We start from the raw sequence: 24,767 nt of genomic DNA, 5'->3' as shown, positions 1-24,767 counted from the left end.
TCGAATAACTCAACACCTGTGAGTGTCCACACAGATTTCTTGTTTCATCTTGTTAAAGAGCGTTGGTATCAATCTCTCAGATACCGCCGTTAGACGCTAGGTCGTTGGCTTAGGGATGCGTATTCTACACTTCCCGTCGTCGGCGTCAAGTGCTTATTTTAAGAAGTTTTCCAAGCGATGATTTGTTAACCACTGATGTGATAATCAATCAACATTGGAAGCCTGCTAAAGCGCTTACCACCTGAGTCTAATTCCGAAAAACTAAACTCTCTCACACTGCTGCAAGTCCCGTGCTGCCTAGCGTTTGCTAAGAGCGATTGGCCTGCTGTGCCGTGTCAGTGGATGCGCATTATAGGCAGTTCTCGGATGGGCGCAAGGGCTTTTTAAAATAAAACACTCAAGCGCTCACTTTTCAGGCGAAAGACCGAAAAACCACGATAAACACGCATAAAAGGCAACGATTAACACACAAATGCGCTACACATTGATGAGGAATCTAGCCTAATGACCCTCGTTTCTAGCCAAAAAACAACCTTAAGCCTGAACGGGAGAGTAAGTCTGGCACAGAAACAACGACTCTGCCAAAAATCTAGTGCAATAAACAAATGTACGGTTTGTGATTTTACTCAGGCTTCTTATTGTCATCGGCTGATTGCGTTTGTTGCTCACTCGTATCCACAGGTAAGTCAGTATTGTCATCGCTACATTCATCACCAACGACATGACTCACCTTAAGCTTTTTAATCCTGCGTATGGTGTAGATTGGTCCTGAAAGCGCATACAGTGAAAAAACACCAAATAAGATCGTTGCAGGCTGCACAGATACAATCACAAATAACCCAACTAATGCCAGTATTACAATGAAATTAACCCGTCCGCGCCAGTCATAGTCTTTGAACGAATAATAGCGAAAGTTACTCACCATCAATAAGCCTGCTGCAGCGGTCAACAATGCAAGTAGATAGCTAACTTGGTTACCACTTATCTCATAATAGGTTCCCGTCCAAATAGCTCCTGCAATAATTGCGGCGGCAGCCGGACTCGCTAACCCTTGAAAATAGCGTTTATCAGCGACCCCAACCTGAGTATTAAATCTGGCCAAACGAAGTGCTGCACCTGCGCAATAGATGAATGCCGCTAGCCAGCCAATTTTTCCAAGTTCGGCAAGTCCCCAGTTATAAGCGATTAACGCCGGGGCGACACCAAATGAAACCATGTCTGCCATACTGTCATACTCAGCACCAAATGCACTTTGGGTATTGGTCATTCTTGCAACCCGACCATCAAGCCCGTCGAATAGCATGGCAATAAAGATGGCAATCGCCGCAGATTCAAAATGTGCATTCATTGACGCTATGACAGCGTAGAAACCAGAAAAGAGACCAGCCGTTGTCAATAAATTAGGTAATAGATAGATGCCACGGTTCTTAACCGTCTGTTTGTTTAAATTTTGCATATAATTAGTAGCAGAGTTATCTTGGCAGAATTAAACGATAACACAGATTGCTGAGTGTAAATTGTACAGTACTCCAATTATTTAGTTTACTGGCTAAAATTAATCCCAACTCGATACCGACAACTGCTTATATGGACAAAATCATGACTAGGAAAAGTTATTACATACTATTAGTTACCATGTTGTTTAGCCCCACCATACTCGCAACAACGATATATAAATGGGTCGATGAGAATGGCGTTACTCACTACAGCCAGCAAGTTCCACCAGAAAAACAATCTGAAAAACTCTATAGCGAAGATATAGAGCAAAAGAAAGTTGGCTTTGTTGCACCTAAGGTTAAAGCCGTAAGTGAACCAGAAAAGAGTGACCTAGAACTGGCTGCACAGGAGATAAGTAAAAAGGACAAAGCACAAGCTAGCGCAATCTGTGACAATGCCAAGCACCAACTTAATGTACTTGAAACACACACACGTTTGACTCGCAAAAATGAAGACAGCGATGAACCAGTCAGAATGACAGAAGAGGAAAGACAGTCGGAGATTTCGGCGCAAAAAGAGAAAATACGACTTTTTTGTAAGAAATAGCACGACCCACTCTAGGAATAAAACAGACTCGAGTTGAGTCTGTTTTATTCGTCGTACTATTTAACGGTATACATTGAGCGACTAACTCCATCCTCGCAGGCTTTCGCACCCGCTGCCCAGCCTTTATCAAACTCATCAAGGCCATCAAGCACTTGATCTTTCATCGCCTCAACACTGCCTAAATTTGAATCTTGCTTTACCATCCCGGCAGAACGACACCCAGTATTGTAGCCAAAGTGATACAGGCTATCGTAGTCCACATTACCGACACCAATATACTGTTCACTCGATGCGGGGCCTTCAGGTGCTGAGCTACAACCTAACATAGACAGAACCACGACGGAGGCCATCATTAACTTTGCTTTCATTCATTACTCCTTTAATGCACTGAAATTCAAATAATCTTGTCATTTAGGAAAGTAGTTGAATCTTTGTTTGATTGCAAAAAGATTGTTCAATCTCATTTAGAGGTTGCAGAAAAAAGCTCAGACCGCTGAAAACAGCAAGCCTGAGCTGATATTGCGCTATCTAGACATTTACCAGCAAACACATACGCGGTTATTGTCTAAAAGCGAGTTCTCCACCTGCGCTTTCTACAAGTATCGGTTTGCCAGGGACAAACTGACCACTGAGTAACTTTTGCGCTAAGGGGTTCTCAACCTCTTGCTGTAAAGCCCGTTTAAGGGGGCGCGCTCCATAAACAGGATCAAAACCAGCTTGAGCGATTAACGCCAAAGCCTCATCGCTCACCTTAAGCTCGAAATCTTTTTCCGCTAAACGCGCAGTAAGATTTTCGATCTGAATTTTTGCAATATGGGCAATATGTTCAGACTCTAGCGGATGGAATACCACACTCTCATCAACACGATTGAGAAACTCTGGTCTAAAACTGTGTGTCACCACATTCATCACCTCGGCTTTCATCTCCGCATAGGTGGCAATACCGAAACGCTCTTGGATCACATCAGAACCTAAGTTAGATGTCATGATCACCACAGTGTTTCTAAAATCAACGGTGCGGCCTTGTCCATCGGTTAATCGACCATCATCTAACACCTGCAAAAGTATGTTAAACACATCAGGATGTGCCTTCTCTACTTCATCCAGCAAAATGACCGAGTAAGGTTTACGCCTAACCGCTTCCGTTAAATATCCTCCCTCCTCATAGCCCACATAACCAGGAGGCGCACCAACCAACCGAGATACCGAGTGCTTTTCCATAAACTCTGACATGTCGATTCGAACCATAGCTCCTTCCGTATCGAACAGGAATTTAGCTAAGGATTTACATAATTCAGTCTTACCCACACCTGTTGGACCAAGAAAGAGAAATGAGCCAATCGGACGATTTGGATCAGCTAGGCCTGCTCGACTACGGCGTATTGCATTGGCTACTGCATCGACCGCTTCATTTTGGCCTATCACGCGAGTATGAAGGGCTTCCTCCATATGCAACAATTTCTCTTTCTCTCCTTCAAGCATTTTTGAAACAGGGATACCTGTTGCTTTAGATAACACCTCAGCAATTTCGATATCTGTGACCTTATTTCGTAACAGGGTCATGTCCTGCATCTCAGCTTGAGAAGCTAAATCTAACTGTTTTTCAAGCTCAGGTATCCGACCGTACTGCAACTCTGACATACGAGTTAAATCACTCGCTCGCCTAGCAACATCTAAATCCATACGTGCTTGTTCTAAGTCGGCCTTAATGTGCTGAGTTCCAGCAAGCGCGGCTTTTTCCGTGTGCCAAACTTCATTGAGTTCCGCCGCTTTGTGTTCAACTTCTTTTAACTCGCTGCGCAATGTACTTAGCCTGCGCATACTTGCGTCATCATTTTCTTTGCTCAATGCCTGCTCTTCAAGCTTAAGCTGAATAGCACGACGCTCGAGCTTGTCTAATGGTTCAGGTTTTGAGTCTATCTGAATACGAATACTAGAAGCCGCTTCATCAATAAGGTCAATGGCCTTATCGGGAAGCTTTCTATCAGAAATATAACGGTGCGACATACTTGCAGCAGCGACGATTGCCGGATCGGTGATCTCCACATGATGATGCAACTCGTAACGCTCTTTTAAACCGCGCAAAATTGCGATGGTATCTTCAACGTTAGGCTCTTCGACCAACACTTTTTGAAAGCGCCGTTCTAATGCTGCATCTTTTTCAATGTATTGGCGATACTCATCTAAGGTCGTCGCACCAACGCAATGAAGGTCGCCACGCGCCAAGGCAGGTTTAAGCATATTACCTGCATCCATTGCACCATCTGATTTACCCGCACCAACCATAGTATGAAGCTCATCAATAAAGAGGATCACCTGCCCCTCTTCTTGAGCCAGCTCGTTAAGCACAGCCTTTAAGCGTTCTTCAAATTCACCCCGATATTTTGCCCCAGCGACGAGTGATCCCATGTCTAACGACAACACTCGCTTATTCTTAATTCCCTCTGGCACCTCACCATTAATGATTCGCTGAGCGAGTCCTTCAACAATGGCTGTTTTGCCCACGCCCGGTTCACCAATCAAAACAGGGTTATTCTTACTTCGACGCTGTAAGACTTGAATCGTACGGCGGATCTCATCATCACGGCCGATCACTGGGTCTAATTTCCCTTGCTCTGCTCGCTCCGTAAGGTCCACGGTAAACTTCTTCAACGCTTGACGCTGATCTTCTGCATTAGGGTCATCAATATTTTTGCCCGATCTCACCTGCAAAATTGTCTGTTCGAGTAGCTCTTTTGTCGCCCCTGACTTTTTAAGGCTCTGAGCCAACGCATCACTGCCTTCCAACGCCGCCAACACAAACAGCTCACTAGAGATAAATTTATCTTTGCGTTTTTGTGCCAGCTTGTCGCATAAATTAAGTAAACGGATTAATGCCTGAGATAACTGAACATCCCCACCAGTACCGTCAATTTGCGGTAACCTTTCGAGCTCTTGGTTTAAAGATGAACGCAGCGCACTGACAGAGATGCCAGCTTGAGTCAGTAATGTATGAATCGAACCACCATCTTGATTAAGCAGCGCCATCATAAGATGAATCGGTTCAATAAACTGATGGTCACGCCCCAACGCTAAAGACTGCGCATCGGAGATTGCTATCTGAAATTTATTAGTCATACGATCGAGTCGCATACAGCCTCCTAGTTAACGAATGAAGTACACCGTCAGTGTTTTGATAAGTGAAGCTTCGATAAGTTAAAGATGGGGGCTTTTTGACTAAATTCAAGCAGAGGAATGCATTAGCAACGAAATACTTGCTACTTTTCTAACCAGATCAAAGAAGCCATTCGCCCAGTCACAGATTCGCGGCGATAGGAAAAATACTGCTCTTTGAGGCTATAGGTACAATGGGATAAACAGAAAATACGTTTCACACCAGCTTGTTCGATCCGAAACCGGGCAATTGCTTGTAGATCGCCGAGATATTTATCGCCACGAGGCATAAAAAATGCACTAGTTTGTTGATGACACTGTACAAACCGCCCCCTAACTTCAGCGCCAACTTCAAATGCGTCAGCCCCAATGGCCGGACCGAGATAAACACAGATCTCGTCGGCAGGCACAGCAAAATGACTCAGCGCCGTTTCAATAATGCCATCACATAGACCACGCCATCCCGCATGGATTGCAGCAACTTGTGTACCAGCTTTATCGCAAATCAAAACGGGGAGGCAGTCTGCAGTCATCACCACACAGGTATGATTACGGCTGCGGCAAAAACTGCCATCTGCAGTGCGATTATCGTCACTATCAAGGTTTACCACTAAGGTACCATGGACTTGCTCTAACCAAGCTGGGTCAGCACTGAGTCCTAGGCTTTGTTTAACAATGGCGCGGTTTTGTTGAACATGTGACGAGTCGTCGCCAACATGCTCTCCTAAATTCAGGCTAGCGTATGGAGCCAGACTCACGCCACCTGAACGCTGGGTGAAGGCTAGCTTCACTCCAGCCGGAACAAACCACTCTTTTGGCAACATTTAATAGTCAGCCGGGTTCGCTTTAGTGTCTTCGCGCAACGCACGAGTTAGCGTCACCATATCTTCTGGTATCGGTGCCTGCCAGCTCATGACTTCAAACGTAAATGGGTGAGCAAGTTCAAGTCTTATCGCGTGCAAAGCTTGACGCTTAAAGCCCATATAAACCTCAAAGAACTCTGGTGTCACACCTTTTGGTGGACGTGGGCGACCAGCATAAACAGGATCGCCAACCAACACATGACCAATATGCGCCATATGCACACGAATTTGGTGAGTACGTCCTGACTCTAGACGCAATCTCAATCGGGTATGAGCACGGTATTTCTCCGCTACACGATAATGAGTCACCGCAGGTTTACCATTATGAACCACCGCCATGTGTGTACGTTTGGTCGGGTGACGATCGATAGGCTCATCGACAGTGCCGCCAGAAATAATGGTTCCTTGAACAATAGCTTCATACTCACGAACAATTTCACGAGCCTGCAAGGCAGCCACTAAATGCGTTTGCGCTTCTACCGTTTTAGCAACAACCATCAATCCGGTAGTGTCTTTATCAAGACGATGAACAATACCTGCGCGCGGCACCAGCTCAATGGCTGGACAATGATGCAACAGTGCATTTAGCAAGGTCCCATCACTATTGCCCGCACCAGGGTGAACGACTAACCCTGCTTGCTTATTGATCACAATAATATGATCATCTTCATAAACAATGTTCAAGTCTATCGCTTGCGCTTCAGCTTTGGTTTCTTCCTGCAACATAGCTTCAACTTGAACTTCTTGGCCTTCAAGAACTTTCTCTCTAGGCTTAGTCTGCACTACACCGTCGACATAAACAGAACCTGTTTGTATCCACTCTTTAATGCGCGTACGAGAATAATCAGGAAACAATTCAGCCAAAGTTTGATCCAATCTTTGACCTGTTTGTGTTGCTGTTATCTCGCTTTTTAGATTAATCTCTTGTGTCATAGGAACCGTACCCGCGTTTTGGGGTCCAAAATAAAGTGCTATCTGTTACAATCGTATTGTTTCTATTTTATCGTGAAATGGAAAAATTCTTAACTACAACTTAAAAAGAATCGAATTCAAGTATGCATAAATTTGCTAAAGGCGCAGCTATCGCCCTGATTTCACTGGCCTTAGCGGCCTGTAGTAGCCGAAAAGAAGATGATATGCCGCTCAGTAAATCATCGCCTGATGTGCTTTATACTCAAGCTAGAACCTCAATGGAGCTAGGAAACTACAGTAAAGCTGTACGTTCTTTAGAAGCGTTAGACTCTCGCTATCCCTTTGGCCCACATAAAACCCAGGTACAATTAGACCTAATTTATGCCTACTACAAACTGGATGATCCAGCTTCTGGTATCGCCAATATCGATCGCTTTATCCGTTTAAACCCAACTCACAAAGATATCGACTACGTCTACTATATGCGTGGGTTGGTTAATATGCAGTCTGACAGTTACATGTTTCATGACATGTTAAATATCGACAGAACCGATAGAGACCCTAAAGCAGCGCAAGATGCCTTTAAAGACTTTGACCGTTTGATAAAGTCGTATCCTAACAGTAAATACGCAGCAGATGCTCAAAAACGTATGCAATTCCTTAAAAATCGTCTGGCTAAGTACTCAATTAATGTCGCAGAGTACTATATTAAGATGAATGCTTGGAGCGCAGCGGCCGTAAGAGCCCAGTCAGTAATGGAGTCTTATCCTGGTACACCATCAACAGAACGCGCTTTAGAGATCATGGCACTCGCTTATGATGAGTTGGGGCAAGAAAAGCTGAAAGAGCACGTGTTAATGGTGATGAGAAGCAACTTCCCAAGTAATGCAATGCTAAAATAATAAAAAAAGCCTCGCCTAGCGGGGCTTTTTTTATTCTCCACAAAAGATCACTGATGGCACGAATGTGCCCCACCAGCTCTCTAAGGCAAGTTTATTGATACAAAAAACAACGTTTCGAGCAAAACTTCTTCAAACAAGCCTATAACTCAATTATTTTTCAAAAAAATGTTGACTCAAAACCGCAAAACCTTTTTAATGCACCCCGTCGCCCGAATAGCTCAGTCGGTAGAGCAGAGGATTGAAAATCCTCGTGTCCCTGGTTCGATTCCGGGTTCGGGCACCAAATTTGATTAGGTGCTACTAGCGTCTAAAGAAAGCCTCGCATTGCGAGGCTTTTTTGTATCTGCAACATTTTCCGCATATTCCCATATTCTTTTGCTATACCTATTAGTACGACTAAAGTTTAATCGCTTTAAAGTAGCCTCCACTATTTGGGTTAGTTAAATGAATAATATTCAGATCAAACATAAAATGGCATTTGGCATTTTACTGCCTCTCACGCTGCTTATCTGCATCTGTGTGCTTGCGATTAACATGATGACCACCATTCAACAAGGGGTCACCACAATCTATAACGATAGAGTGGTTCCCTTAGAGGATCTAAAGGTGATTGCTGATGACTATGCTGTATTTGTGATTGATGCCATCAATAAAGCAAACGCTGGAGAATTTAGCGCAGAGGAAGCCACTAAAGCCATGCGTGATGCGAGCAAAAATATTGATGTTCGCTGGCAGAAATATGTATCTACTGAGTTAACCACTCAAGAAAGCCAACTGGTCGCAGAGGCAGAAAGACTATTTATCCCCGCAAATCAAAAAATCAATCAGCTTATCCAGCAACTCGGCAGTATGTCTGGCAATATTCAGGGCAGGCTAAACAGTGAAATCATCCCTCTTTATAAAGTCATCGATCCTATCAGTGGTACCATCTCTGAATTAATTACACTGCAGCTTAACGTTGCATCTCAAGAGAAAAACAGAGTCGTTGAGATTTATGAGTCATCGTTGACTCTATTCATTAGCCTGACAACCTTGACCGTAATAGCCAGCATAATACTCGGTGTATGGATTAACCGCTCAGTAATGTCGCCTATTAATCATATCAGAACCCAATTACGTGCCATTCAGAAAAACGCCGATCTGACCGTTACGTTTAACCAATTGAATAATGATGAATTGGGACTTATCTCTACCAGCCTCAACGATCTATTCACCCACCTTAGAGGAATATTAAGCGGCGTAGTTCAAGCCGCGAATACCGTAAGCGAATCGGCTCAAGAGCTAAATGATTTTACTAAGACATCTAACGCTCGTATTCAGCAGCAACAAGCTGAGACAGAGCAAACAGCAACAGCAATGAACGAAATGACAGCCACAGTCAATGAAGTCGCACAGAGCACAACAGCAGCCGCTGATTCAGCAAGAAACGCCGATCAGTTTGCCGCCAATGGCAATGATATCGTGCAGCAATCGATAAATAGCATGGGGCTGCTGTCACGCCAGATCCAAAGTACATCTGAGGTGATCACTCATCTATCCCATGAAAGCCAAAACATAGGCAGCGTACTCAGTGTTATTAAGGGAATAGCTGAACAGACAAATTTACTAGCACTAAACGCTGCGATTGAAGCTGCTAGAGCTGGCGAGCAAGGACGCGGCTTTGCCGTGGTTGCAGATGAGGTTCGTTCGCTGGCACAGCGCACACAAGAAGCCACCCAAGAGATTGAATCTATGATTGATACCTTACAAGCTGGCGTAAAAGAGGCGGTCAATGCGATGGATGTAGGCATTAAACAGGTTGATAATGCCAACAGTCAAACCAATATGGCAGGCCAGGCTCTGCAAGAAATTGTGAGTTCCGTTGATAATATCACAGAAATGAACACCCATATCGCTACCGCAGCAGAGGAACAGAGTAGCGTCGCAGAGAGTATCAACCGTAGCATCATCGCCATCAGTGATATTGCTCTGCACTCAACAGAGTCCGCAATCGAATTAGCTCAATCGATTGATCGACTCACGGAGCTCGCGGCAACGATGCGCCAACAGGTTAATACATTTAAGGTTTAAACGATTATTCGCCCACGAGTGCTAGTGGGTGAACTGCTTCATATTTAATATTAAGACAGTTACGTCCAGCATGTTTCGACACATACAATTGACTATCGGCTAAACCTATCATGGTTTGCCAGTCATCCTGTTCAAATTGAGGGTGGAAAGGTGGATAGAACACTCCACCGATACTCACAGTGATGATTTCTAAAGGAGAATGTTCATGATATATATTAAGTTCTCGAACACGTTTTAAAAGTCGATCTGCCAACAACTTCATCTGTGCAATATTGTCCCCTTGAATCACAACACAAAACTCCTCACCACCATACCGAGTCACTAGCTCTCCACGACGACGACACTCGACCATTAAGGCTTGAGCAATACGAATAAGCACTTGGTCGCCCGCTTGATGGCCTAACGAATCGTTATAACTTTTAAAATAATCGATATCGATCATTAAAAAACCAATAGCCCCTTTGCCATCTCGCCATTGCTCTTGTGCTCGCTGTGCAAAGACTTCCAAGCTGCGTCGATTCGCAATACCGGTCAAAGGATCATTAAAAGAGAGGCTTTCGAGATAATTTTGATGTCGCTCAAGCTTATCCACAACTAAATTAAAGGAGTGAGTTAAATTGGCAATTTCATCTATGCGCCACGCTGTTGGCATTCTAAGTAAAATTCCTCTACGAGCCATTTTAGTTAATACTTTATTGGCCACCCGTAAAGGCCGTAATACGAGTAAAGAGAGTGGTAAAATCGCTACAAATGTCATGGCCAATACGCTAAAAAACATCAGCAGTGATTCAAAAGTAAAAATCGAGGGTAATTGCCCTTCATCATGAGTAACTGTGATTTCAGCCGCTGCATTCCCTAATACATCTTTTATTATCCATGCATGTGAACCCGCTAACACTCCTATATTTGGTGGACTGCGAAAGTCCTGCATATGCGGCGCGGTAAACTGGGGAGCTAGCTTTATGATATGAAAATTAACCAAACTTAATTCGGTGATCTCCTGCTGAACTTTACCGCTCAATTCTCTAACGACTAATAGGCTACCGACAATGTCACCCATGCCACTCGTCGGCAGAATGGTGACATTGCTAAAATAGACCAGCTTACTGCCCATATTGATCAAACCATTTCTGATGCTGGGCTTTTTCTGTGAAAATACCGTATCGGCGGGCAAAATCTTACCAATAAAGCCCTCTAGCGATTGCGGCAAATGTTGCGGACTATAATCCTCACTCTGTGCGTAATGCCAAACAAGGCCACCTTGCTTATTAAAAACATAAAAACCATTTAAACTGGCTGCCTCAAAGGTATTATCTAAAAGGTTAGATTGAATGAAATCTTCAGATGTTGATTCGACAAAGTCGACCATACCGTCCCATATGGCATAGTCATAACAGAGTGTTTCAAGATTACGCTGCGAAAACTCGATCCCTTTTTGAACCACAGCCAACTCTTTTTGTTGCTTCTGCAACACCTGCTGCTCGATGGCGGGAAGATAGAGAAAATAATAAATAACACTGGCAGTCACTAATGACAGCAACAGCAGGACTAAGCTTAAAAGGTTCAAAAAATGGTTTAATCTCATGAGCAGCACTCATTGTTTTCTGTCACTTAAAAGCTTAGACGACTGGGCTAATTTTATGGACTAGATCTTAAAAACACTCACTGATTGATAAAGTGATTCTGTTCTGGCGCGCACTTCATCTGACGCCGATGCATTCTCATCCGCCGCCGTCGCAGATTCGGCTGCAATGTCACGAATGATCACCACATTTTTGTTAACCTCTGACGCCACCATACTTTGCTCTTCAATCGCCGCCGCAATTTGAGTACTCATATCCATAATATTGGTCACATCAGCATTAATCTGCTCTAGCAATGCACCAGCACTAGCGGCTTGCTCTGCACTTTCACTGCCTTGTTTTTGTGTGGACTCCATCAACTGCACAATAGAGCGGGTGCGCGATTGTAACGTCTGAATTATGCCAGCAATCTCTTCTGTCGACTCTTGTGTGCGCATAGCGAGGCTGCGCACTTCATCTGCGACCACGGCGAACCCTCGCCCTTGTTCACCCGCTCGCGCCGCCTCAATTGCAGCATTCAAAGCAAGCAAGTTGGTCTGTTCGGCAATACCTCGAATAACATCAAGTACACTGCCAATAGTTTCACTGTCTTTTTCAAGATCTGACACCACTTGCGCAGAACTGTTAAGTTGCTCCGCCAGTGCCTGAATTTTCTCAATGGTATGCTCCACACCAACTTGCCCTTGCTGGGCATTATCATGAGTGTTGCTGGCGCGCTCTGCCGCCAATTCGGTATTATTGGCAATCTCATCAATGGTTGCGCCCATTTCTGTTATCGCAGTGGCTACCATGTCAGTCTCATTTAATTGACGGCCAACCCCCTCTGATGCACGTATCGAATTTTCAGACAACTCCTGGCAAGAACGATTAACCACCTCGACAGACTCAAGCACCTCTTTTATCAAGTGCTGGAACGAGTCAACCATACTATTAAAGTGATTTGCAATTTGGCCTATCTCATCATCAACTTTGGTATCACAGCGTAGAGTGAGATCTTTGGTCGCTTCAATGTTAGCAATCGCATCACTAATCTTTTTAACCGGCTCCATAATGCTGCGAATGATCGCAATGGTAAAACCGATCAAGACTATTGTAATTAACACAAATATCGAGATACTAATGGTTACCGCGCTATTTTCTGCATCGTTAATGGCATTAAACGATTGCTCCTTCAATGTTGCCAACCCCTGCTCAGCCCTAGCAATACTGTCGCGTAAATTAGCCATCTTACCGTCATCTTTTGTCAGCCCTAGCGCCTGCTCTTTGCTAATAAGCACCTTAAAATCTTTCTCATAAGCAGCAAGTGAACGGTTTAGTTCACTCTTAACGCTGCTACTTAAAAAAGATTCATCAAACTGCTGCCTTAAAACAGCCAAATTGCCATTAAATTTATCGAGATAACTCAAGCTGCGCCTTAACATAAAATCTTTTTCATTACGCCTTAGCTGCAACATAGTCACCATCATCTCTGGCTGATCATTCTCTTTAACTAAAGTTTCAACATTGTGCACCACCCCTCTCAAGGTACCATAAAGTCCATCTTTGGCATGTAGGCCAATCTCTCTTTGTAGGTTAACTATCTCAACAAAAATGTTTTGATATTCATGCAGACTGCTGTCAAAACTATCCAACGCATTGGTAGGAATGTTGTAATCGTTAAACGTCGACTTAAGCCCATCCATTAGGTTGTATACGTCCTCGGCATTAGTCTTGTGAGTGTCGAGGTAACTCAAATCAAGACGTGAAAAAAAGTCTTTCTCTTCTTTACGTAAGCTTAAAACTTCCTTTTCAAGCTCTATGACGCTCTGCGCTGCGTGAGACAGATCATCCAAGGTACTGGCCGAATACTGCTGCAGCGCAAACATCGCAATCACAGAAGAGATGGAGATGGCTGCACTTGCGAGTAATTTATGACGGATGAGCATAAAAAGATCCTTAGATTTGTTCAGGTGCATTTACCCGCTTTAAGGCAAATAGCAAAATATTTTTGAGGTGCCAATAATCATTATAGTAACTATCGGCCAAACCATTAGTTGTATTAACTATTTTTATTGTAATAACTGAGATGATCCAGACGATATCAACCACTAAGCCAGCCTTGTACGAGAGAATATAAATTCAATTTTCAATTGCACTTACCATTGTATACAATATCCCGCAAAAACAAGGAGCATACATGCACACGATTCACGCCAAAGATGTCAATACAGCGTTAGATTTCCCAAGCTTGATAGACGCCCTACAAGAGGCGTTTGCTAAACCAGCCGGAACGCCACAACGGCAGGTATTTCCACTAGACCAGAATGGCATGCACAGTGACGCCTTTGCCGTGTTGCCAGCATGGAATGACAAAACCATTGCCGTAAAAGCCTTTACGTATTTTCCTGACAACCCCAAAAAATCACCACAATTGGCAAGTTTATACTCAAAAATTCTTATTTTTAATCGCCTAACAGGTGAACCACAAGCCTTAGTTGACGGTACCAGTGTGACCTATTGGCGTACTGCTGCGGTTTCGGCGCTCGGTGCAAAATACCTTGCCCGCGAAAACGCTCAACATCTACTGGTTTTCGGCACGGGTAACTTGGCCACCTATATGGCACTTGCTCATGCCACGGTACGTCCTATCACTACTATCACCGTCTGGGGACGTGACCCCTATAAGGCCCAGAACACGGTCAATGCGATTAAAAAGGTTCGCCCTGAGTTGGAAATAAATGTGTGTGACAACATTGAGCAGTGCGTACGCAGTGCAGATATCATAAGTTGCGCAACTGGCTCACCGACACCGCTATTTCCTGCTGAATGGGTCAAAAGTGGCACCCATGTCGACCTAATCGGTAACCATAATCACGACCGACGTGAATGCGATACAGCACTCATTACTGATAATGAGGTTTACGTTGACTCAAAGCTCAATGTCTTTGCCGAAGCAGGCGAACTGCTGATACCAGTAGATGAAGGGGTGTACAGCCTAGATCGTGTAAAAGGTGAGCTCTCGCAACTGTGTAGTAGCACGGTTCATGGCAGACAAACGGATAGCCAAATCACCGTTTTTAAGACAGTAGGCACAGCCCTTGCCGATCTTGTCGGTGCACAGCTAGTATTTGAAAAACATAATAGTTAATCGACTAACCAAACGATGAGAGAAGGAAGTATCAACCACGGCTCCTTCTCTGCTTCTCTGCTTCTCTGCTTCTCTGCTTCTCTGCTTCTCTGCTTCTCCGCTTCTCCGCTTCTCCGCTTCTCTGCTTCTCTGCTTCTCCGCTTCTCCGCTTCTCCGCTTCTCCGCTTCTCCGCTTCTCCGCTTCCCGCCTCAAGCTAACGAAAATTGCCTAGTTAGCACCAACTGTTATACCTTTGAGAAACTTTTTTAATACCGCTTTAAACCAATTCGATACTTGCCTATGTCTAATAGGTATCTCATCGCTGACAGGGAATATGAGTTGAGCGCATCAATACCATTATCATCAACGCAGAAAAAACTTGATGCGACCTTGGTTGAGCTAGCGAAACAGGGCGACAAAATCGCCTTTCGCGAACTCTATCAACAACATCATCAACGTGTATATGCCCTCTGTTTCCGGCTTGCTGGTCAAAAAGAGTTAGCCGAAGAGGCCACCCAAGATACGTTTGTACGTGTATGGCAAAAGTTACCCCAGTTTAAAGGAGAGAGTCAGTTCACTACTTGGCTTCATAGCTTAACGGTCAACCAAGCCCTGAACTGCATCAACAAACATAAGCGTTTTTGGGATCGCTTTTTACCAGAGCAGCTTGATGCAGACAGTGCAGCTAGCGTTATAGACTATGACGGGTTAGATAAGTTGATCATTAGGCTCCCTGAGCGGGCACGCATAATCTTTGTGCTTTATGCGCTAGAGGGGTACCAACACGATGAGATAGCTAAACGTCTTAATATTGCACCGGGTACCAGCAAGGCGCAGTACCACAGAGCAAAAAAATTGCTACAGGAGATGATCTAATGGCCAACAACAGCAATCAACTGGCGCAGTTAATAGACGATGCGCCCAAAGAGATGACGCCAGCAGAAGACTTGTGGCCCGAGATCGCACGACGACTCGATGCCCCCACAACCGCTCAACCTAACCAACTATGGCGACCTTTTGCATTAGTGAGTCTTTTGCTACTTGCCTTACTCATAGGTAAACCCTTTTTAACACCAGAAATAGCAGCCCAAAATCACGACGCGCTATTAGCAACTTTAGCGGTAATTAACACACAACATCAGCAGCAAGTCACCGAGCTTGCACAGCAAGCAACTCATGTCGACTGGCAAATAAGCCCTTATGGGCAACCGGTAGAAAATGGCATCAAACAACTGAAAGATGCAGCTAAGCAGATCTACCAAAACTTACAACTAAATCCGACAGATAAGCAACTATGGCAGCTATGGCTATGGACACAGCAAAGAGAAATAGAACTAATTAAACAGGGGCAAAACCTCCCTGTCATTCAACAAAAAGCAGGAGAGATAATATGAACCTAACCCTTAAGAAATCCCTATTGGTTACCACATTTGTGGCGCTCAGTCCTATTGCCATGGCCGCACAATCGGTTGACAAGCGCATCGACGTTGACGATACGCTCAAATTGAATCTTCAAGTGCATCGCGGTGAAGTCACCATTAAACCTTGGGATAATGCTGAAATTCAGATCACTGGCACTTTAGACGAACTCAGCGAAGGCTTACTGCTGGAAAAGCAGGGAAACTCGGTCACCATCGAGGACAAAATGCCTCGTCAATACTCGGGAAACAACAAAGATGGATCTAAATTGACCATCATGGTGCCAAAAAGCCTTAAGCTTAACGCCGACAGTATATCGGCAAGTTATACGGTGAATGGACTCAATGGAGATATCAGCATTCAATCCGTTAGCGGTGATATTAAAGCGACTCAGCTTCAGCAAGATATCGCTTTAATCACCGTATCGGGTGACATTGTGACCGCCCTACTAGATGGAAAAACACGTCTTGAAACTGTCTCAGGCAATATCAATGATAAACAGAGTCTGGGAAAGGTAAGCTACAAATTGGTTAGCGGCGATCTTACGGCCAATAGCCAAGCGAGTGAAGCCTCTATAGAGACAGTGTCAGGCTCAGCCAGCGTGCAGTTTGTCGATGTAAACCGTTTCAATGGTCAAAGTGTGAGTGGTGACTTAGTCTTGTCTTTTAACCGCTTATCATCAAAAGCCAACATTGATAGTGTCAGTGGAGATATTAGCCTCACCTTGCCAAGTAATATGGACGCTAGATTCACAGTCAATGGCGGCCCAGGTGGAGATATCGACAACTCGTTAACCCTAGATAAACCACAAAAATCAAAATATACCGCAAGTCGTTCACTCGACTTCCAAATGGGTAATGGTAGTGCCGATATAGCCCTAGGTACCATCAGCGGTAACATCAGCTTAAAGCAGAATTAGCATTTAAGTTAACGCCAAATTAGCCCTATCAGACTGAGAGCTCTGTGCCTCTCTCTGATGGGCACTATCGACTAAAAACTCCACAAACCCTGCGGCAACTGGGGTCAAACTAATGCCTTTTAAATAAACCACGCTAAAATTGGCTGTCAGTTTTGCCATATCATCGACCAATAAACTCACCAAGCTACCATCATCTAACTGCTGGCGAACCGCAAGTTCTGGTGTAATGGCCACCATGTCGCAACTCAGCATCGACGTCTTAATTGGTTGAAACTGATCAAACTTGACCAAGCCAGCAAAGTCATGGCGGTCCTTGTCAAACAGGTCTCCAAACTGTCGCTGAATGCTTGGCGGCATGGATCGCGGCATCGCCAACGGATACTGGCGTAATGACTGCAAGGTAATACCTGCCATCTCGGTCAACGGATGATTGGCTCTCACAAAAAACTGCACTTCAAATTCAGGCAGTGGTATTACCGATAGTTCATCACGCTTATCGAAATCAGTGGCTCGGGTCTCAGCGACAAACATTGATAGAGCACCATTGACCAAACGGTCATACAACATACTTGGAGACTTGACGATGAGGTCAATATTAATGTGAGGATAGAGGCGGATAAAATTGCCCACCGCAGGGCCTAATAATGCATTAGATGGAATTGGGCTGGCACCAATGATGATATCTCCCGCATCTAGGCCATTGAGCGAGCGAATATCTTTATTGAGCAAGTCGACATCATCGATTATTTTTTGCCCATGACGCACCACCAGCTCACCAAAAGGCGTCAGTGATACAGACTTAGAGTTTCGCTCTAGCAATTTAACCCCCAGGCGTTCCTCCATCTTTTGAATACTACGAGAGAGCGATGGCTGCGCCAAATTTAACTGGCTCGCGGCGCGATGAAAATGCTTCAGTTTGGCCAACACTAGAAAATGCCTTAAATGCCTTAACTCCACAGAATCCCCCTCTACAAATTGTTTGCTAATTAATGGTTAGCTTATAAGAACCAACTCAATGAACACCAATGACCTTTCTGTATTTAAGAAATGTAAAAATCGAATATCACTCAGGTGATAGCTGGCCCTTAAGTAATATCACCCGCCCAAAAGTTAACAATTTGTATCCATGCAACATGCATCAACAACTAATAAACGAAGAACATAATTTCCTAAACTGAATCGTTGCCCAACAGTGCCACCTTTAAGGCAAGTAAATAATACAATTCCTTATCAGAGACTTATAAATAAACCCTTGTGTTCATCGCTTTAAAAAACGGATGGTAATCGGTCAGGGGTCACTTTACTAATGCAAAAAACGCATCAAACAATGACCAATTTCGCATTGGCTTAATGTTGCACAAATGTTTAAAAATCATACCCGACAGGAATACAAGCTGAGTTCGCCTGCACAAGAACAATAATTATCAGGAGATTGACTGTGAAATTTAATACGATTTCGATAGCCATCACGAGTGCCCTCTACGGTGCGTTAGCGATGTCGAGCGCACATGCCATCGACGAAGCACGCATAAAAAGCATTAACATCATGGAGCTTTATCAAGCTCAACAAGAAGCGAAAGCTAAGGTTGGCCCCCTTACATCCACCCCACTTAGACGCGGAGAGATGCGCAACATTCATTTCTCCCCAAAGCAGGCGAAAGATAAGTTTGAAGTAGAAAAAGATCTTGTCGGCACACATACCTACATTATCAGATTACACGGTAACTCAGTGGCGACCTACGAGGGCGATATCCCAGGGTTACAAGCGACTAAAGCAACCAGTAATAACAAAAACAGTAAACTCTTCACTGCCGGAAAACCCACAGGAGCAAGTCGTAGTGCGATTAATGCCTACACCAACCACCTGTTATCGACGCAGCAAAATCTGATTCAAAAAGCAGGCTTACAACCTAAGCAACAATTTACCCTAGCGGCTAATGCCATCACAGTGGAGATGACCCAAGCAGAGGCGATACAGGTTGCGGCAATGTCTGAAGTTGCCTACGTACAACGCTCAAAAATGTATCAATTGCATACCGATGTTGGACCAGAGCACGTGGGTGCCATGGGCGTATGGGCTGGTACTAAAACCGCTGACGGCAATGCTTACTTAGGTGAAGGTATGGTCGTGGGGATCATAGATACTGGGGTAAACACAGATCACCCCTCATTCGCCGCCTTAGGTGGCGACGGGTTTGCACATACTAACCCATTAGGCAAAGGCAACTACTTAGGTGATTGCGCTTTAGAGGAGTTTGCCAATCGTTGTAATGACAAACTAATCGGTGTCTACACTCACAAGGATATTACCGCTGAGTATGTGGATGAGTGGGGCAATCCTCTGGCACCGGAGTTTGGCGAAGACTTCCAGGGCCATGGCAGCCATGTAGCCAGTACCGTTGCGGGGAACATTGTGCATGATGTTGATGTAGTAGGGTCACAACTGGGCGGTGGGGCTGGTAACCCAATTGGCGTCAAAATGCCTACCATCTCAGGCGTTGCACCACACGCTAACATCATCTCCTATCAGGTCTGCATGGTCAGTGGGGGCTGCTCTGGGGCTGCCATGCTATTTGCTATCGAACAAGCCATTAAAGATGGTGTCGATGTCATCAACATGTCAATCGGCGGCAGCGAAAGCTTCCCTTGGGACGATGCCTTTGAAATGGCCTTTTTGTCTGCACGTGAAGCAGGGGTTGCGGTTGCATTATCAGCGGGTAACTCTGGTGAGGCATATGGCACTGACTCGCTCTATACGGTTGATCACACCTCTCCTTGGGTACTAAACGTCGCTGCGACGACCCATGCCCGCACAATCGTTATCGAAGATAAAGCGCTTGATGAGTTTATTGGTGGCGACGATGCTCTACGTCCAGACAGACTTGATGCTGCGGGCATCTCAGAAGCCTTTAGTGGCGTATTTGTTCTTGCAGCGGATCACGGTGATGCGCGCTGTAATAGCCCATTCCCAGACGGAGCATTTGATGCGACCCATATTGTCGTTTGTGAACGTGGTGATATTGCGCGAGTTGAAAAAGCAGCCAATGTCGCAGCAGGGGGGGCAGGCGGTTTCGTACTTTATAATACGTGGAGTGAAGGTGATCAAGTCTCAAACGATACCTACGCGATTCCTGGTGTACACATCACTGCTACTCAGTGGTACGGTAATTGGCAGACTAAGGGCTTACAACCATGGCTAGCTTCAGGCAGCGCTCTTGAAGGCACTATCACCGCCTCCAATGCTAAGCGCGTCATTAATCCTGACGATGCTGACTGGCTAGCCAACTTCTCATCTCGCGGGCCATCTAGCACTGTCGAGGAGATTTTCTCTCCGGGTATCGCAGCACCTGGTGTCGACATTTTTGCGGCATGGAATGATGAGAACCCACTTAATCCACAGGCAGATACCCGTAACTACAATGCCATTAGTGGCACATCAATGGCGAGCCCACACGTTGCAGGTATAATGGCTCTTGTTCGCCAAGCCAATCCCATGTGGAGTGCATCTGAGGTGCAGTCGGCACTGCAGATGACCGCTGACAGCAAGGCGATTAAAGCAACTCATCCCTATGATAAAAAAGTTGAGGTGGCAGGCCCTTATCGAGCAGGACATGGTCTGGCCAATGTAGAGCGCGCCATTAATAGTGGTTTAGTGATGAATGAAACGGCTGATAACTTCCGCCGTGCTAACCCACAAAATGGGGGGCAAGTTCGAGAGCTAAACTTGCCTCAGTTGATCAACAAAGATTGCGGCTTGAGCTGCAGCTGGATCCGTACCGTCAAAGCAACGCGCGATGGCACCTGGACGGTTAACGCTAACTACAGTGACCGTGATCCACTTTATTGGAACTTCACCTTAGACCCAACCGCCAAGGTCACGGTAACGCCAGCTAACTTTACCCTAAAAGCAGGAGAAAGCATTGACCTAACCGTTACAAGCCTGTTCAAAGAATCTGACATGGCTTGGTATGACGGCACAGTGCATACGACTGCGGGGGAAATTCAATTCACCTCACAAGATCAGTCTATCCCAACAGCTCACTGGCCATTCCTAGCCACCTATCAAGGTAAAACACTACCAAGTACCATCAACATTACTGCCCATGATGACCAATCAAAGCATGTGATTACTAACGTTCCCTTTGGTGCACCTGGGTCAAGCCTGAACGGTATTGCGTATACACCAGTAGAAGCTACAACCACTGCTATCACCTTACCGCGTATGCAATTTGGTGTATCCATGGTGGATGAGGATTTTTATTGGGATCTGACTCAACCAAACATCAAAACCGTAAAGGTCGATGTGCCTGATAATACCGCGGTATTTCGCGCCGAGCTGCTTGGCAGAATCTCTTCTGAAATTGATCACCCTTTGAATCAATACCTTGATACAAGTATTTATATATTCAAGGATTTCAATAACGACGGGCGTTTACATCAATCAGAAGCCATTTGTGGCTCAATGCTGGGACAAACCACCAAAGGCGAATATTGTGCCCTAGAAGACCCTGATGCAGGTGAATACACCATCATGGTGATGAGTGCTTACCCGCTGTTTCCATGGGAAAATGTCGATACCGTTGAGATGGCCCATGTGGTGATTCCTAAAGAAGAATCCGCTGCGATTAGTCTTAACTTTGAAGATACAACGGCACTCAATTCAACCTTAACCATCGACTGGGATATGGAGATGGAACAGGGTAAGCGTTACTACTCAGCCGCTGCAATCGCTGCAGGTGATAATGCCGAAGGCTCACTCGCATTAGTGCCTTTACATATCACTCGTGGCGTCAATAGTGTCTCAATTAATAGCTCACAGGATGCCGCGCGGGTTGGCGATATCATAGATGTCGATGTGGTGATTCAACCTAACCTATCAGGCAGTGATCGTAATATTGAACTGAGTGCAAGCCTCTCTGCTGGCTTAAAGTTAGTTCCAGGTTCTCTCTCGCCACTTGATGGACTCATTGAAACGGCTAACGGCTTCACCATCAACAAGTTGCAGCATAATACCGCAGATCTCGATACTAACTACAAGGTCACCACCAACCTTGATGATGCGATGTGTCGTACCCCATTGGATATTGATTACCCTGATGGCACGCCAGTCGATGGCGGTTATCTAGACCTAGCAAAATTCGGTTTTAATGTCTCTTGGGGAAGCTTCTTTGAAGTCAATGAGTGGGGCTGGGGCAACTGGGTACATGATACTGAGATCCCATTGATGACAGGTACGATGGCTCCGTTCGATAACGCCGATTACTTCACCACCGACTCAATTATCTTGAGCTCGAAAGGCTGGTTACAACTCGATGCACAGGGATATAACCCATGGGACTTTGTCCCAATGAACATGTATCTAGAATTGCCAAGCACTTGGTACTTTACGCCGCCCGACTTTATCGTTGCGCCATTCTGGGGTGGGCGTGATGCCATGGATCCAATGGATATGTTTGCTCCTCAGAAGTGGAACCTAGCTAAATACGAGCCAAGCTGGGATATATATCAAGAGAAAGGTGTCACGCTTGCCTTCGCCGATGATTACACCATCATCGAGTGGAACAAAGCCGCCACGCACGATAAGAGCTGGGATGAGAACTGGAATGCACTGATCACACCACGTGAAGACAGCTACGACTTCCAAGTATTCTTGAAAGCCAACACCAGCCATAATCCAGGTGAATTTGAGATAGTCATGGCCTATGACAATATCAATTTTGCCAGTGAAGCAGGTGAAGGCTCAATTGGGGTGCGTGGTTATAATGGTCCCCGTGATACTTATGGCCCACTTAAAGGCCACACAGGTAAAAGTTATGCCTTTAATGACTTAACTGACAAGGTGTCAAACAATTTAGTGGTGTGTTATGACATCTCAGGGCCAAGCGACAGCATGGTTGTCGTCAACATGCAAGCTGAGATCACCCATGATGCGCTCGGTATCAATCAAGCCATCACAGTCACTGGTGATGTGGAGGGTATTGCCAACGCCAATGCCGAACAGATCATTAGTGTTGCCTCAAACATCATTATCTCTGATATCAGCGATAAGATGGTTGACGAAAACATGAAGCTTGAAGGTATCGTGGTCAGCTACGCCGACAATGATGGCGGCCTATCAGCCAACACTATCACTGTCAGCGGCGACAACATTACTGCAATCATCAATGGCCATGAGTCGGGCTCTAGCTTTGATATTACACCAGCAGCTGATTTCTGGGGCGAAACCATGGTGACAGTCACTGTGTCAGATAACTTGTTCCCTAACGACAAAAGCTCAACAAGCTTTATGTTGACGGTCAGCTCTGATGGGGTTGAGCCTACACCACCTGCACCAGAACAACCAATTGAGCCAGTAGTGCCAGAATCAGACTCTGGCGGTAGCTTAGGTTGGTTAGCGCTAGGTCTATTGGGATTACTTGCTGGAGGACGTCGTAAACTGCACTAGTAAAATTAATTAGTTGAGAACGTTTCAACCTTGTCAACGGGCCCTCAATGAGGGCCCTTTTTTATCGAGTCAATAATCACTTATACTAGCTCAGTCTCAAGACTTAGCATATCGACACGTTGCAGCAAGAAACGGGTAAAAGTATTGATCGATTGGCTAACTTGGCAGCCTGCTAGGCTGACCACACTAAATCTAGCTTCAAACTCTGGCATCGACTGCGGTACCAACCGAATCAAAGTTCCCCTTTTTAACTCTTCTCGCACAGCGATTTCTGGTGTTAGGGCGATAAGATCGGAGTCAAACATGGCGCCTTTAATGGCATGAAACTGATCAAAACGCACCAATCCAGCAAAATCATCTCGTGCCAGCATAAACAAATCTTCAAACTGCTCTGCCACTTTACAAGGTAAATGCCTTGGTACTGCTAAAGGATAATCACGAAACGAAGGCAGAAACAGTCGCGGCAATTGCGCTAATGGATGACTCGGGCGTGCACAGAAAATAACTCGAAATGGTGCCATATCAATGGTTGTGAAAAGCTGATTCTGCGCTAAGTCGGTACTTCTGGTCTCTGCAACAAACAGGTCCAACTCGCCCTGGAGCAATTGCTGAGATAGATCTTCCCAATGAGTCACGCGTAAATCGACACTCATAGAAGGAAAGGCGTGTAAAAACTGCCCCATAATTGGCCCAACGATACTGTTTGAAGGGATCGGACTTGCACCGATTTTTATCTCCAATTGATTCACGCCGTGAAATAGATCCAAATCTTTTTGTAGGGCATCGTCCTGTTGTAAGATCTGTTGGCAATGTACCAACACTAATAACCCTAGCTTCGTAATAGCGATGTTTTTGGAATCGCGATCAAATAGCTTCCCCCCCCACTAACTGCTCTAAACGTTGAATGCCTCTAGTTAGAGAAGGTTGTGTAACATTTAGCTTATCTGCTGTGCGACTAAAGTGCTGCAACTCAGCCAACACAACAAAGTACCTCATATAACGAATATTCATTAAAACCTTCAAAATATTAATTAGTGTCAATCGGCAATTTTTAGTATGAGTAATGAGTAATTAGACACTTGATGAATCCATAAACAAGGGTCACCCCACACATTGCCAACACGTAAAAATAACAATCTCACCCCAACAAAAACAACTATGAATCAGTTTGTATCAATCATTACCAATATCAAACCAAATTAAGAACCAAATAAATCCAATTTACTTACAATTAATATCTTTTAAATGTCAAATCATTGTTTATATACAAGTTTATTTTTACGCCCTCAAACAACCCATAACCTAAACGCATTGTTCAATACGGTTAGCTAATTAGATCGCTTCGTCGATA

At 44.9% G+C, this 24,767-nt stretch carries 18 protein-coding genes and 1 tRNA gene; 9 read left to right on the top strand and 10 right to left on the bottom strand.

The window, feature by feature from the left end; genetic code table 11:
• Nucleotides 1-622 precede the first annotated feature (622 nt).
• Nucleotides 623-1,456 (bottom strand): CDP-diacylglycerol--serine O-phosphatidyltransferase, encoded by an 834-nt coding sequence (pssA, locus tag L876_RS0113180; protein WP_028764239.1) that lies wholly within the window; start codon nucleotides 1,454-1,456, stop codon nucleotides 623-625.
• Nucleotides 1,457-1,599: 143 nt separating this feature from the next.
• On the opposite strand from pssA, the gene L876_RS0113175 reads away from it, so the two are divergent.
• A complete protein-coding gene (locus L876_RS0113175; protein WP_220746075.1) occupies nucleotides 1,600-2,043 on the top strand; it encodes a DUF4124 domain-containing protein in 444 nt (147 codons plus the stop codon).
• Nucleotides 2,044-2,099: 56 nt separating this feature from the next.
• Here the strand turns inward: L876_RS0113175 and L876_RS0113170 are convergent, their stop codons facing one another.
• The 4 genes from L876_RS0113170 to rluD form a co-directional block, all read right to left on the bottom strand.
• Entirely contained in the window at nucleotides 2,100-2,411 is a 312-nt protein-coding gene (locus tag L876_RS0113170; protein WP_028764237.1) for a hypothetical protein, read from the bottom strand.
• 190 nt (nucleotides 2,412-2,601) lie between these two features.
• The gene (gene clpB / locus L876_RS0113165) at nucleotides 2,602-5,175 is read right to left on the bottom strand and encodes an ATP-dependent chaperone ClpB (RefSeq protein WP_028764236.1); all 2,574 of its coding nucleotides are present in this window, start codon (nucleotides 5,173-5,175) and stop codon (nucleotides 2,602-2,604) included.
• A 125-nt stretch (nucleotides 5,176-5,300) separates the two neighbouring features.
• Nucleotides 5,301-6,020 (bottom strand): peptidoglycan editing factor PgeF, encoded by a 720-nt coding sequence (gene pgeF / locus L876_RS0113160; RefSeq protein WP_028764235.1) that lies wholly within the window; start codon nucleotides 6,018-6,020, stop codon nucleotides 5,301-5,303.
• On the bottom strand, nucleotides 6,021-6,992 hold the full coding sequence (rluD, locus tag L876_RS0113155) for a 23S rRNA pseudouridine(1911/1915/1917) synthase RluD (RefSeq protein WP_028764234.1): 972 nt from the start codon (nucleotides 6,990-6,992) through the stop codon (nucleotides 6,021-6,023).
• 122 nt (nucleotides 6,993-7,114) lie between these two features.
• Here rluD and L876_RS0113150 point away from each other — a divergent pair, with 122 nt between their 5' ends.
• The 3 genes from L876_RS0113150 to L876_RS0113140 all read left to right on the top strand — a co-directional run bounded on the left by L876_RS0113150 (nucleotide 7,115) and on the right by L876_RS0113140 (nucleotide 9,943).
• Nucleotides 7,115-7,873 carry an outer membrane protein assembly factor BamD gene (locus L876_RS0113150; RefSeq protein ID WP_028764233.1) on the top strand — a complete coding sequence of 253 codons (759 nt, stop codon included), beginning with the start codon at nucleotides 7,115-7,117 and terminating at the stop codon, nucleotides 7,871-7,873.
• 207 nt (nucleotides 7,874-8,080) lie between these two features.
• Nucleotides 8,081-8,156: transfer RNA gene (locus L876_RS0113145), tRNA-Phe, on the top strand.
• 161 nt (nucleotides 8,157-8,317) lie between these two features.
• On the top strand, nucleotides 8,318-9,943 hold the full coding sequence (locus tag L876_RS0113140) for a methyl-accepting chemotaxis protein (RefSeq protein ID WP_028764232.1): 1,626 nt from the start codon (nucleotides 8,318-8,320) through the stop codon (nucleotides 9,941-9,943).
• A 4-nt stretch (nucleotides 9,944-9,947) separates the two neighbouring features.
• Here L876_RS0113140 and L876_RS0113135 read toward each other — a convergent pair whose 3' ends face one another.
• On the bottom strand, nucleotides 9,948-11,528 hold the full coding sequence (locus tag L876_RS0113135) for a sensor domain-containing diguanylate cyclase (RefSeq protein WP_028764231.1): 1,581 nt from the start codon (nucleotides 11,526-11,528) through the stop codon (nucleotides 9,948-9,950).
• Between the two features lie 60 nt (nucleotides 11,529-11,588).
• Nucleotides 11,589-13,451, bottom strand: coding sequence for a methyl-accepting chemotaxis protein (locus tag L876_RS0113130; RefSeq protein ID WP_028764230.1), 1,863 nt, complete (start codon nucleotides 13,449-13,451; stop codon nucleotides 11,589-11,591).
• 251 nt (nucleotides 13,452-13,702) lie between these two features.
• Between L876_RS0113130 and lhpI the strand changes: the two genes are divergently transcribed.
• The 4 genes from lhpI (at nucleotide 13,703) to L876_RS0113100 (ending at nucleotide 16,971) form a co-directional block, all read left to right on the top strand.
• A complete protein-coding gene (lhpI, locus tag L876_RS0113120; protein WP_028764229.1) occupies nucleotides 13,703-14,653 on the top strand; it encodes a bifunctional Delta(1)-pyrroline-2-carboxylate/Delta(1)-piperideine-2-carboxylate reductase in 951 nt (316 codons plus the stop codon).
• Between the two features lie 319 nt (nucleotides 14,654-14,972).
• Nucleotides 14,973-15,509, top strand: a complete 537-nt coding sequence (locus L876_RS0113110) for an RNA polymerase sigma factor (RefSeq protein WP_028764228.1) — start codon at nucleotides 14,973-14,975, stop codon at nucleotides 15,507-15,509.
• Nucleotides 15,509-16,027, top strand: coding sequence for a hypothetical protein (locus L876_RS0113105; RefSeq protein WP_028764227.1), 519 nt, complete (start codon nucleotides 15,509-15,511; stop codon nucleotides 16,025-16,027). Before L876_RS0113110 ends, L876_RS0113105 begins: the two co-directional genes overlap by 1 nt.
• Nucleotides 16,024-16,971 (top strand): DUF4097 family beta strand repeat-containing protein, encoded by a 948-nt coding sequence (locus L876_RS0113100; protein WP_028764226.1) that lies wholly within the window; start codon nucleotides 16,024-16,026, stop codon nucleotides 16,969-16,971. The genes L876_RS0113105 and L876_RS0113100 overlap by 4 nt, the downstream gene beginning before the upstream one ends.
• Before the next feature lie 3 nt (nucleotides 16,972-16,974).
• Here the strand turns inward: L876_RS0113100 and L876_RS21750 are convergent, their stop codons facing one another.
• Entirely contained in the window at nucleotides 16,975-17,928 is a 954-nt protein-coding gene (locus L876_RS21750; RefSeq protein ID WP_051413118.1) for a LysR family transcriptional regulator, read from the bottom strand.
• A 481-nt stretch (nucleotides 17,929-18,409) separates the two neighbouring features.
• On the opposite strand from L876_RS21750, the gene L876_RS0113090 reads away from it, so the two are divergent.
• A complete protein-coding gene (locus L876_RS0113090; RefSeq protein WP_248674602.1) occupies nucleotides 18,410-23,416 on the top strand; it encodes a S8 family serine peptidase in 5,007 nt (1,668 codons plus the stop codon).
• An 80-nt stretch (nucleotides 23,417-23,496) separates the two neighbouring features.
• On the opposite strand, the gene L876_RS0113085 is transcribed toward L876_RS0113090, so the two are convergent.
• Nucleotides 23,497-24,237 carry a substrate-binding domain-containing protein gene (locus L876_RS0113085; protein ID WP_028764224.1) on the bottom strand — a complete coding sequence of 247 codons (741 nt, stop codon included), beginning with the start codon at nucleotides 24,235-24,237 and terminating at the stop codon, nucleotides 23,497-23,499.
• 43 nt (nucleotides 24,238-24,280) lie between these two features.
• Nucleotides 24,281-24,427 carry a LysR family transcriptional regulator gene (locus L876_RS22520; protein WP_081730704.1) on the bottom strand — a complete coding sequence of 49 codons (147 nt, stop codon included), beginning with the start codon at nucleotides 24,425-24,427 and terminating at the stop codon, nucleotides 24,281-24,283.
• Between the last annotated feature and the right edge of the window lie 340 nt (nucleotides 24,428-24,767).

Origin of the sequence: Shewanella colwelliana ATCC 39565, from assembly GCF_000518705.1 — a bacterium.
GTDB lineage: Bacteria > Pseudomonadota > Gammaproteobacteria > Enterobacterales > Shewanellaceae > Shewanella > Shewanella colwelliana.
This window is presented reverse-complemented; position numbering and strand designations above follow the sequence as displayed.